10 protein-coding genes are annotated in these 14,638 nt (G+C 37.0%); 7 read left to right on the forward strand and 3 right to left on the reverse strand.

From position 1 onward, the window contains the following. Nucleotides 1–749: 749 nt before the first annotated feature. Nucleotides 750–1,832 carry a leucine-rich repeat domain-containing protein gene (locus NEOC84_RS07660; RefSeq protein ID WP_207391831.1) on the reverse strand — a complete coding sequence of 361 codons (1,083 nt, stop codon included), beginning with the start codon at nt 1,830–1,832 and terminating at the stop codon, nt 750–752. Nucleotides 1,833–1,964: 132 nt separating this feature from the next. Beyond that, complete coding sequence (locus tag NEOC84_RS07665; RefSeq protein WP_166157596.1) at nt 1,965–2,249, reverse strand: hypothetical protein; 285 nt, start codon at nt 2,247–2,249, stop codon at nt 1,965–1,967. Between the two features lie 236 nt (nt 2,250–2,485). On the opposite strand from NEOC84_RS07665, the gene NEOC84_RS07670 reads away from it, so the two are divergent. Together NEOC84_RS07670 and NEOC84_RS07675 are read left to right on the forward strand one after the other, a co-directional pair. Beyond that, entirely contained in the window at nt 2,486–2,953 is a 468-nt protein-coding gene (locus tag NEOC84_RS07670; RefSeq protein ID WP_166157599.1) for a hypothetical protein, read from the forward strand. Further along, complete coding sequence (locus tag NEOC84_RS07675; RefSeq protein WP_166157602.1) at nt 2,950–3,807, forward strand: phosphatidylglycerol lysyltransferase domain-containing protein; 858 nt, start codon at nt 2,950–2,952, stop codon at nt 3,805–3,807. The genes NEOC84_RS07670 and NEOC84_RS07675 overlap by 4 nt, the downstream gene beginning before the upstream one ends. A gap of 95 nt (nt 3,808–3,902) precedes the next feature. Here NEOC84_RS07675 and NEOC84_RS07680 read toward each other — a convergent pair whose 3' ends face one another. Then, on the reverse strand, nt 3,903–4,496 hold the full coding sequence (locus tag NEOC84_RS07680; RefSeq protein ID WP_166157605.1) for a DNA-3-methyladenine glycosylase I: 594 nt from the start codon (nt 4,494–4,496) through the stop codon (nt 3,903–3,905). A gap of 130 nt (nt 4,497–4,626) precedes the next feature. On the opposite strand from NEOC84_RS07680, the gene NEOC84_RS07685 reads away from it, so the two are divergent. The 5 genes from NEOC84_RS07685 to NEOC84_RS07705 all read left to right on the forward strand — a co-directional run bounded on the left by NEOC84_RS07685 (nt 4,627) and on the right by NEOC84_RS07705 (nt 14,622). Then, nucleotides 4,627–6,840 (forward strand): hypothetical protein, encoded by a 2,214-nt coding sequence (locus NEOC84_RS07685; RefSeq protein WP_166157608.1) that lies wholly within the window; start codon nt 4,627–4,629, stop codon nt 6,838–6,840. A 319-nt stretch (nt 6,841–7,159) separates the two neighbouring features. After that, the gene (locus NEOC84_RS07690; protein WP_166157611.1) at nt 7,160–7,837 is read left to right on the forward strand and encodes an aquaporin; all 678 of its coding nucleotides are present in this window, start codon (nt 7,160–7,162) and stop codon (nt 7,835–7,837) included. A 749-nt stretch (nt 7,838–8,586) separates the two neighbouring features. Continuing rightward, nucleotides 8,587–10,764, forward strand: coding sequence for a cation:proton antiporter (locus NEOC84_RS07695; protein WP_166157614.1), 2,178 nt, complete (start codon nt 8,587–8,589; stop codon nt 10,762–10,764). Between the two features lie 648 nt (nt 10,765–11,412). After that, nucleotides 11,413–12,483 carry a patatin-like phospholipase family protein gene (locus tag NEOC84_RS07700; protein WP_166157617.1) on the forward strand — a complete coding sequence of 357 codons (1,071 nt, stop codon included), beginning with the start codon at nt 11,413–11,415 and terminating at the stop codon, nt 12,481–12,483. A gap of 576 nt (nt 12,484–13,059) precedes the next feature. After that, nucleotides 13,060–14,622 (forward strand): hypothetical protein, encoded by a 1,563-nt coding sequence (locus NEOC84_RS07705; RefSeq protein ID WP_166157620.1) that lies wholly within the window; start codon nt 13,060–13,062, stop codon nt 14,620–14,622. Nucleotides 14,623–14,638 lie beyond the last annotated feature (16 nt).

Genomic DNA, 14,638 nt, shown 5'->3' on the forward strand with positions numbered 1-14,638 from the left:
GCCCTTCTTCCCCGTGCTTTTATTTTCCCTCCATCCTTTAATGGTTTCATCCGAAAACCATAAAGTTATGCTTCCTCTTTGTTCTAAAGCTTTGTTATATTCGGACCAATTACGTATGCGATAGTTAAGCTTTTTTTCCATAGCCTGCCTATATTTTTGTTTAAGCAAACTAAATTTTATAGCTCTTATGTGTTAAAGGGCAATCTTATCGCCTACACTTCTTAGCATTTACGCAACAATGCCGGTGTTAGAGCTTTTTCTATGCTAGTTTAGGAGCTTTATTGCCGAGATTACCTTCGTAAGAGTTTTTATATCTTACTTTTACTTTAAGATAAAGCAGCTTCCTCAATTACAAGTGTCTAGTTTAAAAAACAACTAGCTTACTTCCCTTCCTTCAGAAATGAGGCAATTTCCTGAAAGGTTAAATCTCCTCTTAGAAGAAATTCTTCTATGTTGGTTGTATCCTAAGGAAAATCTATTAAGCTGAAAAATTTGCCCTATCTCCAGGAAATATTGGTAAGATGGTTATTATCTGAGTTAAGGCATTGCAGCTTCGATAGCTGTCCAATCTCTGGAGGAAGGGAGGTAAGCTGATTGTTCTAGAAGAGCAATTGCAGTCGCGATAGCTGTCTCATCTCTATAGGAATAATGGTAAGCTAGCTGCTGTTTAAATGAAGATGTTTAACCTGAGATAACTGACCTATCTCTATAGGAAGGGTGGTAAGCAGGTTGCCACTTAAGTGGAGCTTTTACAGCTTGGATAGCTGCCCGATTTCTGCAGGCAGACTGGTGAGCTGGTTATGATTTAAGCAAAGCTTTTGCAGCTGAGACAGTTGCCCGATTTCTGCAGGAAGGCTGGTGAGCTGATTTTGATTTAAGTAAAACTCTTCCAGCTGAGATAGTTGCCCGATTTCTGTAGGCAGAGCGGTGAGCTGGTTTTGATCTAAGTAAAGCCCTTTCAGCTTGGATAGCTGCCCGATTTCTGCAGGAAGGCTGGTAAGCTGGTTTTGATTTAAGCAAAGCTTTTGCAGCTGAGTCAGTTGCCCGATTTCAGTAGGCAGGGGGGTGAGCTGGTTTTGATTTAAGTAAAGCTTTTGCAGCTGAGTCAGTTGCCCGATTTCTGCAGGCAGGGCGGTGAGCTGGTTTTGATCTAAGTAAAGCGTTTGCAGCTGAGATAGCTGCCCGATTTCTGCAGGCAGAGCGGTAAGATGGTTTCGGCTTAAGTAAAGGATTTGCAGCTGAGATAACTGGAATATTTCTGGAGGTAAAAAAGTCAAGCCTACGCTAGATAAGCCTGCGCTAGATAAATATAAAGTCGTGGTATTTTTACAATTTTCCTCAATCCAATCTCTAAGTAGCTCTCCTTTTTTCTCTAGAGGCAAGTGCTTAATTTCTGCTCGGCTCAAGTATTCTCTCCCACCAGGAAGTTTTTTCCAAAGTAAAAGGCGATTAATATTTACAAGATAGTAAGAGTAATTAGCCAGCGTTAAGCCTTTTTTTTCTTCTGTTTTCTCTTTAGATTCTAAAGGAGAAATAGATTTAGATAAGGTAAAAACTTGTTTAAAAGATAGATAGACTTTTTCAGTAGAGGTAGGTACATGATTGAGTTGATAAACTTTAGCTAACATAAGAGTTTGCTGGGTAGTAGCATCTCCCCTTGGGAAATGAAGCTGTGCTATTTTTTTATAAAGAGAAGGCATGAATTCAGTAGCTAGCAGATGATGCCATCTCTTACAGACACTAAATAAGGAAGGAACTGCGCAAGCCTCTAAGATAGGGAGTAGCAATTCATTGGGTAAGCTTTCAATAGAGGCTGAAGAGATATGATGCATTTTATTTCCTGGGGTAGTAATAACTTTTTCAGTATTTTTATTTTTTAAAGACAATATAAAAAAATTAAAAAGCAAGTCAAATCAATTCGAATCCTTATCACCCGGGGGGGGGGCTGTTAAGCAAAGAGCAAGCTACTGTGCTTTGTAGGCGATAGCTAGATATAGAAGGTTGTTGCTTAGCATATATTTAAGTTTTTTTACAAACTTATCTAATTGGCGTTTAGCATCGCTTGGACATGAAAACTCTTGCTGTAGGAGCTTAATAAAGGCTTTGGCTTCTTTTTCACTATCCTTGTTGTAGGGCTTCTTGCCTTGTAACCCATGTAAAAAATTTCTGATGAAAATGTAGTGTAGCGATGGGTAGAAAATGCTTACTGGCAATATTTTGTGGATATGACTTTTGGCACCAGGCGCCACCTATCCTACTTTTTTGGTTAACATGAGGTATGGGATAAGGAAATAGTTGGAAAAATGACCTTTAACTCGCAAATATAAAAGTGGGTGACTATTAAAGTTGCATGTGACTTAGGCTTAATTATCCCCTGCAAGGAAGGAGACTAAAATAGCTAAAGTAATAAAAAATTTATTATCCACACCTTTCTGATTGCGAATATAAATTTTAAAATATAAGGTAAACAAAAAGGGAGGAACTGATGGCACGCTTTTTATTTAGCTTATTCCTATGGGCGAGTACCTCTTTATTTGCTCAGAATGAATTGCCTCTTGCTTCTACGGAGATTAACAATTTTTTACATTCTTTTGATGTTGCTTGGAATACGCATAACACAAAAGCTTTAATGTCTTTATGGAGTACCCAAGGAGATTTTATGACTCCCCAGGGACGCTGGATCATGAATCCTACCCAACTTGAGAAGCACTTTGAATCTGGAAAGCTTGGTTTTTACGGAAAAAGTACGATTAGTCAATCGCTAGATGCGGCTCGTTTATTAAATCTTGAGCTTGTAATAGTCGATAGCACAGTCAGATTGAATAAAGGGGATAAAAATGATCCTCTTAACTCGATTTTGCAGCATGCCGTGTATATTTTAATAAAGAATAAAGAGCAATGGAAAATTTTAAGCCTTAGAATGTATCAATTTCAGCCTCAGTCTGTCGAATGATTATAAGACCCCTTGCATTAGAGCATCAGCCTCTTCTCTCGCCGGCTTGGCGAGATCTATGTGTAACCTATGACTTGCGTTTTGCCGAGTATAGCTTTGCCAATGCTTTTTTATTCCGAAAAAAATATGCTTATCAGTTTGTGGAATGCTCAACTCCCTGCCTTCAAGGAAGATGGCAGAATAATGAGTGTTTTGTCATTCCTAGTGTGCCTCCTAAGCAAGTAAAATTTAAACTTTCCCAGCTTGTGCCAGGCTGCATCTGCAGTTTTTTTCCTCTGCCGGATGCTTGGGCAGAAGAGTGTCAAAAGATGAATATGTCTTTGGCCTCCTGCCGAGCCGATACAGACTATCTTTTTCGCAAATCCAAACTGCAAACCTTACAGGGTAGAAAATTAAGCAGCCGAAGAAATTTATTAAATCAGCTAGAAAATAAATGTTTTCTTGAATCTAAAGAAATTAAAGAGGAAAACATACAAGAGGCTTTGGAGCTACTGGAGAAATGGCAATCGCAAAGGAAAGATTCTAAAGAAACAACCGACTACGACTCTTGTTTAGAAGCATTAACGTTAATCTCAAAGCTCCATCTTTTTGGAAGAATAGCATATGCTGATGGCCAAGCTTTTGGATTTACGCTGGGTGAACTTCTGACTCCAAAGACAGCTTTATTGCATTTCACCAAAGCTTTAACCACAACTAAAGGGGCGACACCCTATCTTTATCGAGATTTTGCATTAAACCTACCTGAGAGTGTGCAGTGGATCAACTTGGAGCAAGATTTAGGGATTCCTACTCTTAGACAAGCTAAAATTGCATACAATCCTGATCTATTGTTAACTAAATGGAAAGCTTCATAAAGATTGACATAAGAAACTACCAAAGCAAAGAAAAAGCTAAGAAACAAGGCATAGCAGATAAAACTTTTTATTCCTCGTCTATTAATACGCAACGATTAAGTTTCATGGACATAGCAAAAGCAGTCTTGTGTATGATCGTTAACCATACCCACTGCTTGCATATAAGCATACATGATAGTAGGGCCTACAAATTTGAAATTCCGGCGGCGTAAATCCTTACTCAGGGCTCGTGACTCTTCTGTCTCAGCAGGAACTTCTTTGATACTTTTCCGGTAATTATTCTTAGTTTTCCCTCCTACAAATTGCCAAACGTAAGCATCAAAGGTCCCAAATTCTTCACGTACCTCCATGAATCTTTGAGCGTTGTGGATGGTCGCATGAATTTTTAAACGATTTTTGATAATCCCTGGATTTTTCATTAGATCTTCTACTTGCTCCTGAGTGAACTTAGCTACTTCTAGCCAGTTAAAATTAGCAAAGGCTTTGGCATAATTTAGACGGCGCTTAAGGATCGTCTCCCAACTGAGACCGGCTTGGGCACTCTCTAAAACTAAAAACTCGAAATGCTTAAGATCGTCATGGACGGCGACACCCCATTCATTATCGTGATATTCTTCATAAAGTTGATGATCTTTGGGCACCCAAGCACATCTTGAGCGTTCTTGTGGGTTAGTTAAATCTTTTTTCATTCAAATTCAGGGGATAAAAAATTCTTTAAATGTTTTATTCTTAGGTATTCATTTTGTTATAAAGATAAATTACTTGTATATAACATGAAAATTAAGCATATATAAAATGAATTTAAAAAGAGAGCGCTAGATGAATACTATTCCTCATTCTACACATAAAAGCCAAGAAAATAATCTTACCAGCAAAGATTTTGATGCTCTTGGTTCTACCAAAGGAAAACATCGGTCGGTACAAGATCTTATCACTCTTTTTACGCCGCCTAAAGAACAAGAAAAAGGGGAGACTAAGAAAAAAATAACAGCTAGTGTACGGAAGCGTAACTTAGAAAAAGAACGTTTAACTTCTAAAGAGAAAGAGAAGGAAGAAAAATCTTCTTTAAAAAATCCACTGCCTTCTCGCCCGCTCCTGAATAACGTGTGTTGGGATCCAGCCTCTTTAGCGCCTAGGTTAAACTCTTCTACTAGCTTTGAGCTAAGTACCTATTCTCCAAGTAATTCATCCGGCTCGAGTGATTGTATAAAAAATTTTTTACCTAATCCTGAGGGCATAAACATTTATGATTTTTTTAAAAGCGAGGAAAGTATAATTTCTTTAAAAGAAGCTAGGAATCTCCCTTTGCATGCTGTTTTGCTATCTTTACGTTTACTAGGCTACGAGGCTATAAAAGCCTCTGAAGAAAAGATATATTATTCGGAAGGCTTAAAAGAAGCGGAAAAAACTTTAAAGTTGGCTTTAGAAAAATTTTGTGGGGAATCTGAGAAGTTTTCCGCCTTTGCAGCAGACAAGGCTTTCCCCCTATGGGATTCCCAGCATGAAACGAGGCTTTTAAATTTGGTCCAAAAATTTTTAAAGGATAAAATCTTTTTGGATTCAGAGCTGATGACTGAACGTAATAAAAAAATTATTAAAAAATATGCCCCTCATACAGCAGAGTTATTTAATAATATCACCCGACTTGAAAAAAAAAGTTATCTCATACAAGAAAGAATACAATCTTTTAGGGCAGAGGGAACTGCTAAAATAAATCATTCTTCGTCTCCTCCCCGAAGTATCTCCTTTTCACCCGAGGTGAAGCCAAGTACATCTTTCTCTTCCCTTTCCTCTTTAAATATTACCTTGAGGAAGAAAGAGGAGATAAGCATAGAATCCAGGGAAACCCTAGAATATGCAAAAATTTCCAACGATTATCTTTACCTAAAGCAATTGAAATTTGCTTTAGAAGCACATAAAGCCACTTTACTAAAAATTAGCCAACATATTAAGACTTTTGATCCCATGTTGGGAATGGAAGAGTGCTTGAAGGGAACGTTTGCCGAAAAAATTGTCTATTTAATAAAGGAAAATGCAACTTCACTTTTATCCACCATCAATACTACGCCTTTAAAGTTGATAGGAAAAATATTAGTTAGAACTCTTAGCTTGATTGAAGAGCACCTAGAGAAGCAGCTAAATCCCCAATTAGAATTTATTCATTTAAAATTACTTGAAAACTTAAAATTAAGAGAAAGCGAGGTCTCTTCCAAGCAAGATTTAAAAGAGAGGGTGATCGATAATTTAGTAACAAACCCTTTAAAAAATTTTAGTGATATTGAACGTATTTTGGTAGAAGAGGATAACATTATCCATTTATATGAGGAAGGCCAAACCCTTGCTATAGCAGGAAAGACAGCTGCCGAACGCTTCTACTCTTTATTAGAAATATTCAGTACTCGTTTCTTTGGTAATCCTCACTTATTTAAATTTCTTATCGAGAGGCTAAAAAACCTCTATTCAGAAGAAAAAAGCCTACTTTCTGATCTACAAAAAGCTTATGAGGTGCTTATAAATTTACACCTTCTAGATAGGGAAGAGCTAAATAAGGAAGTAGAAGAAAACTTTGGCAAAAAGGTCTCACTTGATAAAGCTTTAATTTATTTAAAAATTAGTTATAACTTTCTTCAACAGAATCTTGTTTATTTGATTAGCAATGTTATGTTAAACACGAGGCGAAGCAAATTCCGTCAGCAAAAACTATCTCTTAAAACTCCTCGGCTCTCCACCAAGGAAGAAAAAAATCAAATTTATGTGGTTTTTAACCAGCAAGCATGCGAATTTAAATATCTAAGAAGGGATGGGATTGTTGAGAATGAGGCTATACTGACTCAGCTTTATTCTTTTAAATTCCCTTATCCGCATCAACTTATGCATACCGAGTTTGAGATTTTTTTCTCTGAAATTCATCTCCATTTTTCTTGCCCTCAAAAAGTTTATGAAAACCATGAAGCCTTGCAAGAAATGGTTTTTGACCTAGGGCTGATAGGGGAAACTTTTGAGATAGATAAGCTAGATATTCAATTAACGTAGCTTATCCCACCTCATCATTCAACAATAAAGCTATGATCTTTCTTAAGGAGATAAACGAGAGAGGCTGCAAGAAAAAGGCTAAAGAAATCTCTTTTTCCTGCTGGTAAGGGCGGCAGATCCTTTTTTCTCTCACTTATTTTGTGAATAATTTTTTATAAAAAACATTCCTCAAATATTTTCTTTTCCAAAAGCCTTGAGATTATTTGCTGATTTTATTATGTATATAAGTGCTCGTGGATAAAAAGCTTATAAATTTTACTTGTTGATTAGCAAAATGTAGCGGTTTTTTTCTTACTAATAGTTGAAAGCGGAGGGGGATATGAATATAGCTTGGTTGTTAGCAGAGTTTATCGGCACGTTTACTCTCATCTTTATTGGTGCTGGATCCATTTGCTTAAATGAGATGACCCATGGGGGAGTGGGGTTGTTAGGAATCGCTGTTGCTCATGGCCTTGCTATTGCAGTCATGATATCAGCATTGGCACACATTTCGGGAGGAAAGTTCAATCCCGCAGTGAGTGTGGCAGTGTGGGCTAGTGGCCAGCAAAGTACAATTCTTACCTTTGCTGAAATAGTCGCTCAACTTTTAGGCGCTATTGTAGGAGCTTTTGCTTTACAGTGGGTATTTCCTGCCACTACTATTTCTATGGCTAAGTTAGGAACTCCTGTTATAGAGACTAGCTTATCTAGTTTCGTAGGAATTTTTACTGAAGCTATATTGACTTTTCTACTTGTGCTAGTGGTGTATGGAACGGTTGTAGACACACGAGGGGATTCTAAAGGCATGAGTGGGCTTGCGATCGGGGGTTTTATCTTATGTGGCATATTGATGGGAGGAGGAATAACAGGTGCTGCCATGAATCCTGCTAGAGCTTTTGGCCCAGCTCTGATATCAGGCGAATGGGCTTATCAATATGTCTACTGGATAGGGCCTATAATAGGTGGACTTCTAGCGGGAATCTTATATAGCCGCCTACTGATGAAGAGCAAGCTTTAAGAACCTCAATTTACAGTGAATTAGCTCTTAATAAGCTAATCGCTTAGTATGCTTTTTTTCTCTTCGCTAAGGTAATTGTTTTATAAGCACAATTTTTAAGATCATTCATAAATAAAAATGTTAGCTGCTTAAAAGCACACAGAACAGGGGTAAGAAAGTAAAAAAATAAAGTTAACGGTTAGGATAAAGTTTTTTAAGCTCGTTTTAAAAAGAGAGTGTTTTTATGGATAAATTTCATCACGAGAAGGTGAAATTTTTCCGGCCCGTGTTGCTTGTTTAATTAATTTCTTATAAGTTGCCATGACCCTTTAAATATACCGTTAACAGATTTCACCCTCCTCATGGCTTATTTAATCGTCATAGAAAAGAGAGTTATCTTTCATATAGGAATAAGTTAATCTTACGTAGAAATAGTTCAAGAAGTCTTAATATCTTTCTCCTTTGGCTTTTTTATAAGATCTTTGTATGTCAGCCTTTTTAAATTTTTTTATCCTTTTCTTTAAGCTTTATTAAGCTTTAAGCTAATACTTTGCTCCATTTTTTTGATTTTATCTTCTCTAATTTTTTAAGAATTAAAAGATTGAAAAGCTTAGCAACAACCAACTCTAACCTCACTTATCTAGGAAAGCAAAATATACAATGGGTGAATAGAAAAGATTTATCGATGCATGAAAAAGAAATAATATTTTTCATTTGATTACTCTTATGAAATAGGTAGAATGGCCAATAGATTATCAAATTAGGTGACTATGCATCAAACACCTCTTATAGAAGATCTAGCAGTAGTATTATGCATAGCGGGCATAATGACTGTACTTTTTCAAAAGATTAAGCAGCCTACTGTCCTAGGTTATCTGATAGCAGGTATTATTATCGGTCCTTACACTCCTCCCTTTTCCTTAATCGACGATGAGTTTGAAATTAAATTACTCGCTGAACTTGGCATCATCTTTTTGATGTTTTCACTAGGATTAGAATTTACTTTCGGTAAATTAAGACGACTCGGGCTATCGGCGGTTATTATAGGCTTATTTGAAGTAGTCTTAATGTTTATCCTCGGTTTTTTTGCAGGCAAAATGCTTGGTTGGTCTCCCTATGAATGCCTTTTGTTAGGCGCTGCTTTATCGATTTCTTCCACTACAATCATTGTCAAAGCTCTAGAAGAATTTAATCTAAAAAGGTTTTCATTTGCTGAGCTAATGGTTGGGGTGCTTCTAATGGAGGATTTGCTAGCTATCTTATTGCTAGTATATGTTTCAACCTTAGGGGCTCCTGTTGAAGTTCTATCCACTCAGATAGTATCAACCTCCTTAAAGCTTTTGCAGGTAATTACCAGTTGGTTTCTTGTAGGCTATCTTGCTTTGCCCTATATTATGCGGAAAATACAAAATTATATTACTGCCGAGACTTTGACCATTATCTCTGTAGGATTATGTCTTTTCCTTAGCTCTGCAGCCGTTTACTTTAACTATTCGGCCGCATTAGGGGCCTTTATTATGGGCTCTATTTTAGCCGAAACACCTTTAGCCAATAAAATTGAAAAATTGACCTTACCCATCCGTGATATATTTGCTGCAGTATTTTTTGTATCGGTAGGAATGTTAATTGATCCGCTATTGATTATGAAATATTGGCCTTCTATTCTCATCCTCTCTTTAATAACTATCGCTGGCAAGCTTTTAACTAGCGGCTTAGGAGCGCTATTAGCAGGGCAAAGGATTTCGGATTCAATAAGAATCGGCTTTAGTATGGCTCAAATAGGAGAGTTTTCATTTATCATTGTTGGATTAGGAAGTTCATTGGTAGCTACCGATGGATCTTTGTATCCTATCGTGGTCGCTATTTCAGCGATTACCACTTTTGCTACCCCTTATTTGATAAAGCTTGGCCTGCAGATTAGCTATCGTGTTGAAAACTCTGTGCCTCAGAAGGGGGCCATGCTATTGAAAAAATATCATGCTTGGATTATTCCTATTGTAAGGGGCCACTTAGGGCCCAAGGGGATGGAGGAAAAAAAGATCGTACGCTTCACTGTCAATGCTATTATTGTGGCTATCTTAGCGACAATAAGTGCCCAAGTGATTATTCCTCGCTTTCTTCCTGTAGTAGATCAACAATGGCCTTTTCAGTTTATCTTTTGGTTGATGCTCTACATACTAGCCTCTCCTTTTATTTGGGCAATGTTATTTACCTATCCCTCTTCAAAAGCCAACAAAAAAGCCTGCTTGTTACAGATATTGCTCTGGGGCATTACTGGCGTTGAATTGGGTATGTTGTCTTGTCTATACCTTTCCTTTCCCTGGATAACTGTTCCGCTAGGCATTGTGCTCTCTATTTACTTTACCCTGTTTTTTCAACCTCTTAAGAGGTGTTACACATGGTTGGAAAATAGCCTGATTAATAATTTGACTTGCAAACATGAGCTAGATGAGACTCTCTTACAAGGCTTAGCTCCGTGGGATAGTACCTTGGTAAAAATCAAAGCTAAAGAGCATTTTCCTTTTATTGGCCAAAGTTTAGAGGAATGTCGCTTGCGTCCATCGTTTGGAATTAATGTGGTGGCCATCCAAAGGCGCCTAAAGACGATTTGGTTACCTAATGCTCAAGAGCGAATTTTACCAGAGGATGAATTAGTCATTTTGGGAGAAAATGAGGAAATTAACCGATTCAATTTATCGATGCAACATATCGAAGAGTTTGCGGAGTTGGAGGAGTCGCCAGCTATGGAAATTCAAAAGATGTATGTCGATGCAAACCCCAGTCTTCTTCATTTGCCTATCTCAAGTTCTACAGTTAAGCAGCATATAAAAGGACTTATTGTAGGTTTAGAAAGAAATGGGAAGCATATTTTAAATCCTCTTTCTCCTACTATTTTACAGCAAGGAGATATTTTACTTTATATTGTTAGAAAAGATGAAAGAATCTGATAATAAATTTACCCTTTAAAGCAGCTGTGTAGATCATAAATGTTTGCATCTTTGCTATTTTTACTCTTCAACATAGTCTCCAGCATCGGTTGATAAATTCTATCGCCGCTCCTGGTACTTAATGATCCGTTGTACGGCTTTCACATTGTTTCTGAATGTTTTCAATAAGAGCCAGGTAGCCTATGTTTTTGCCTTTAGAAAATAGGTAAAAGCTAAATTCTTTACGCCTTAGAACGCAAAGAAAATTTATTTAACTTGGATTTTTTTATTTCTTCTTCCCTATATCTTTAAGCTTATTGAATAGTAAAAGGCTATCTTTCATATAAATTTCTTTTTATCCAATGAGTATTAAAAAGATCTAGCAAGGAATTAACTGCTCGCTTAAGCTAAAAGCCTTGTTTTTTTAAATTCTTAAATTTCGGGAATGATCCACCCACTTAAGCTCTTAAATGTAATAACACCTTTGGTACATCTAGGCAAGCTTGAGTGGCCGACTAAACATTTCACTGCTTTTCCAGGAAGGATGAATGAGTAAAAAATCTTTTTTTGATAAAAGATTTTTTTTGTTGACTATAAAATTTTTCTTTTACTATTTATACGCAGTGCTAAGGCAAAAAAGAGCCATGTAAACCCTGCAGATGAGAAATAATGAAATTTCCTATTAAAACACTTGTTCCGCTTGAAAAAAAATGCTGGAGTCTGAATTTTTTTAGATTCTTTACTGCTTTGATATTCTTTTTCTTACTCTTTTCTTTGAGCGGGTGCCGTTACTCTCATCGTCTCGTTCCGACTGTAAATCCTCCTTCTCTCCCTTCATTTTATGTCCCTAAAAAAATTCGTGTTGCATTAGTTCTAGGAAGTGGGGGCGTACGTGGTATGGCCCATGTAGGGGTTATTGAAGAACTTGAAGCTGCAGGAATATCGGTGGATCTAATAGTCGGATGTAGTGCAGGCAGTATCGTAGGTGCTTTATATGCGGATAATCCTTGTGCTAAATATATTAAAGAAGCCGTTTGGAACTTAAAGGCAGCTTCTTTGTTAGATTTCGACCTATGGCAATGCCGTTATGGTCTTTGTCAGGGTCGGTCGTTAAGTAAAGTTTTAAATAAATATTTAAAATCAGAAACCTTTGAAGAGCTGAAAATCCCTTTAGTAATAGTGGCTAGTGACTTAAATTCTGGAGAATTGATTCCCATAGGTTCGGGAGATGTTGAAAAAGCCGTCCAAGCCTCTTGCTCGATTCCTTTTATATTTATACCCCAGGAACACCTAGGACGTATACTAGTGGACGGGGGTGTGGTCAATCCAGTTCCGGTAGAGGTGGCGTTTGATATAGGAGCTGAGCTTATCATCGCGGTAGATCTTTGTGAACTTTTGCCCCGTACTTTTCCCACCAATCTTTTTGAAGTAGCCACCCGTAGCGCAGAGATAGCCTTTATGTGGCAAAATGAGACCTGCTGCCATCATGCGGATGTAATTATCCGTCCTAAAACTTGCGATATTGGTACTTTTAGTGATCATTTAAGAGACCAGATTTATGAAGCGGGAAGGCGTGCTGCCAGGGAGAAAATCCCTGAAATTCTGAGGAAGTTAGACGCTTTAAAATCCAACCCCATTAATGATAGCTTAGAGGAAGATGATTGGTGCCTCTATTCGCCTCAATGTTATACACCTCAAATTTATTTAAAGAAAACAGCTACCGGAAATGCCCCTGATTGATGAAAAAGATCAACTTGTTAAGCTAAAGAAAAAGCATTTTTACTTTGTTTTTGGCTTTTTATTAAAGGTAAAGAAAGGCTGCAGCTTTTACTTATAGGATAATAAATTTTAGTGCGGAAAATCCCTTACAACTAGTAGGAAATACTTACTAGCGTAAGCATAGAACATGCCAGGCTTAAAGCTTATGAGGAAAGAAATATGCCCTCTAAAACCCTATACTTTTTTTGTTAGACTTTGCTCGCTTTGCTACCTGCAATTTTTATAAGTTAATGGGAAAAAAGAGAATAAAGCGACGGGCAGTTTGCCTTTTAAAAAAACGTTTGCTTAAAAAAGCTATTGGTAAGGGGCATGATGATTAGCCCTCGATCTTAAGGAGTGGCAAGCTTTTACATCTTAAAGCGTGTAGTTTTCTTCTTGCTATCTATAAGGCTAATCCTGTAAAGGTCAATCTATTGAGTACTCAAGGAAAGAACATACAATTTGCTAAATTAATTTCAGTGCTTGAGGGGGCTTTATAATGATAAACAAATGCGCTGTTAAGCTCCTTTCCCCGATCTGCTTAAGTTTAGGTGAGAGATGTCTTTAACGGTGTACTATCATCCTGATTCAGCTCTAGGCAATGATGAGGGGACTTTAATAGCATCGGAAGATGACCGCTATTTTAAGTATGAAAGTGACATGACCCGCTGGCAGTTTATAAAAATTGCTGCCCAAATAGCTATAAAAATTATCTGTACCCTAGGCGGGTATCTTTTTTGCTATAAATGTAACCAAGAAGCGCAGGTTGATTTTGCTAATCTAAAAAAAAGAAAATTTATTCATTATTGTAAAAAAAGTAGCTTAGAAGTTAATGACAATCCTTCTTTAGTCCAACAGCCTTTATTTGACCTTGCTCCAGCCCTCGAATTTAGAGCAGTTCCTTTAGAAAGTAAATCTTCTGCTAGTGATATAGCGAATAATCAAGTTATTCCTTTGGAAAAAATTTATAAAAGTTTAATAGACCAGGCGAAGGAGTATAAACATCTTCAGCAAGGGGTTGAGGAATTAATTAAACGTAAGCGAGCCTGTTTTTTAGATCATCTGTATGAAGAGAGCAAAGAGATAGCTATTGCTCTAGAAAAGTTTTTAAATTTATATGCAGAGCAGCAGGATTGTTGCCAATTTATTCGGCTTCTTTCCCCTTTCTTAGAAGATGCTCATTTAATGGCTGCTTTTCAAAGAGCTATTGAGCATGTTAAAAACACTTCATCTGAGCAAAGAACAATTTACCATAAAAAATTTGAAGAATTCCAACAATCTTACACGGAGCTTTTTTCTCCCGTGGAATGGCTAATTTCGATTCATGGAAAAGTTGATTTATTTAATTTTGCTCAGGAAATGCTGGCTTTAGGGGAGTATTATTCCCCGCAGTTCCAAGATTTATATAAGGCTAAAGCAAAAATTTATAGCGAATGTTTAGCCTCTATGCACGAAAAAATAGAGGTTGATAGAGAACTGAAAAGCAGCATTTGGCAGATGTTTCAAGACTTTGTCTTTATCCAAGATCAGTTAGAGAGGAACCTAGCTGCAGATCTACAAGGGCCCACCTACGAGGTTTACTATACTCTCGGTATATTTCTAAAAGATATCTTGGTAGAAAAAGGGTATACAGAAGAGCTAGAGGCAGCCATTCATTCCAACGAGGTAGGATATACTTTCATTAGGTTGTTTTTCTTTGCTAAAACTAAAGAAACCTTGGAGGCCTTAAAAAAGCTGTTAGAGGATAAGAATATAATGAGAGCTGCTAAGAATGCTTGCCTACATGAAATTGATAAGCAAAAAGCCAAAAATCATCAAGCTAAAAAGCTATTAAAGGCAGCTCCTACTCTCCATGCATTTAAGCGACTATCATTTTATAGTGAGCAAGCAATTTTTAGAGATTTTATATACAAGCTTGTAGATATCGAACCTTTGATAAATGCAAAATTTTACGATCTAAAATTTTTTAACTTTGTGAGACAGCTGAAGAGAAGCGAATTTTTTAAAAATCGCCACCTTAGCGTTTGTGATATTGATTTTTATTTAGATTTTAGTCCCTATTTTGACCAATTAGAAGTTTATATTAGTGCTATTCATAAGATCGTATATAGCGAGGCCTAACAAACATCAAGTTAGA

Origin of the sequence: Neochlamydia sp. AcF84, assembly GCF_011087585.1 — a bacterium.
In the GTDB taxonomy this organism is placed as follows: domain Bacteria; phylum Chlamydiota; class Chlamydiia; order Chlamydiales; family Parachlamydiaceae; genus Neochlamydia.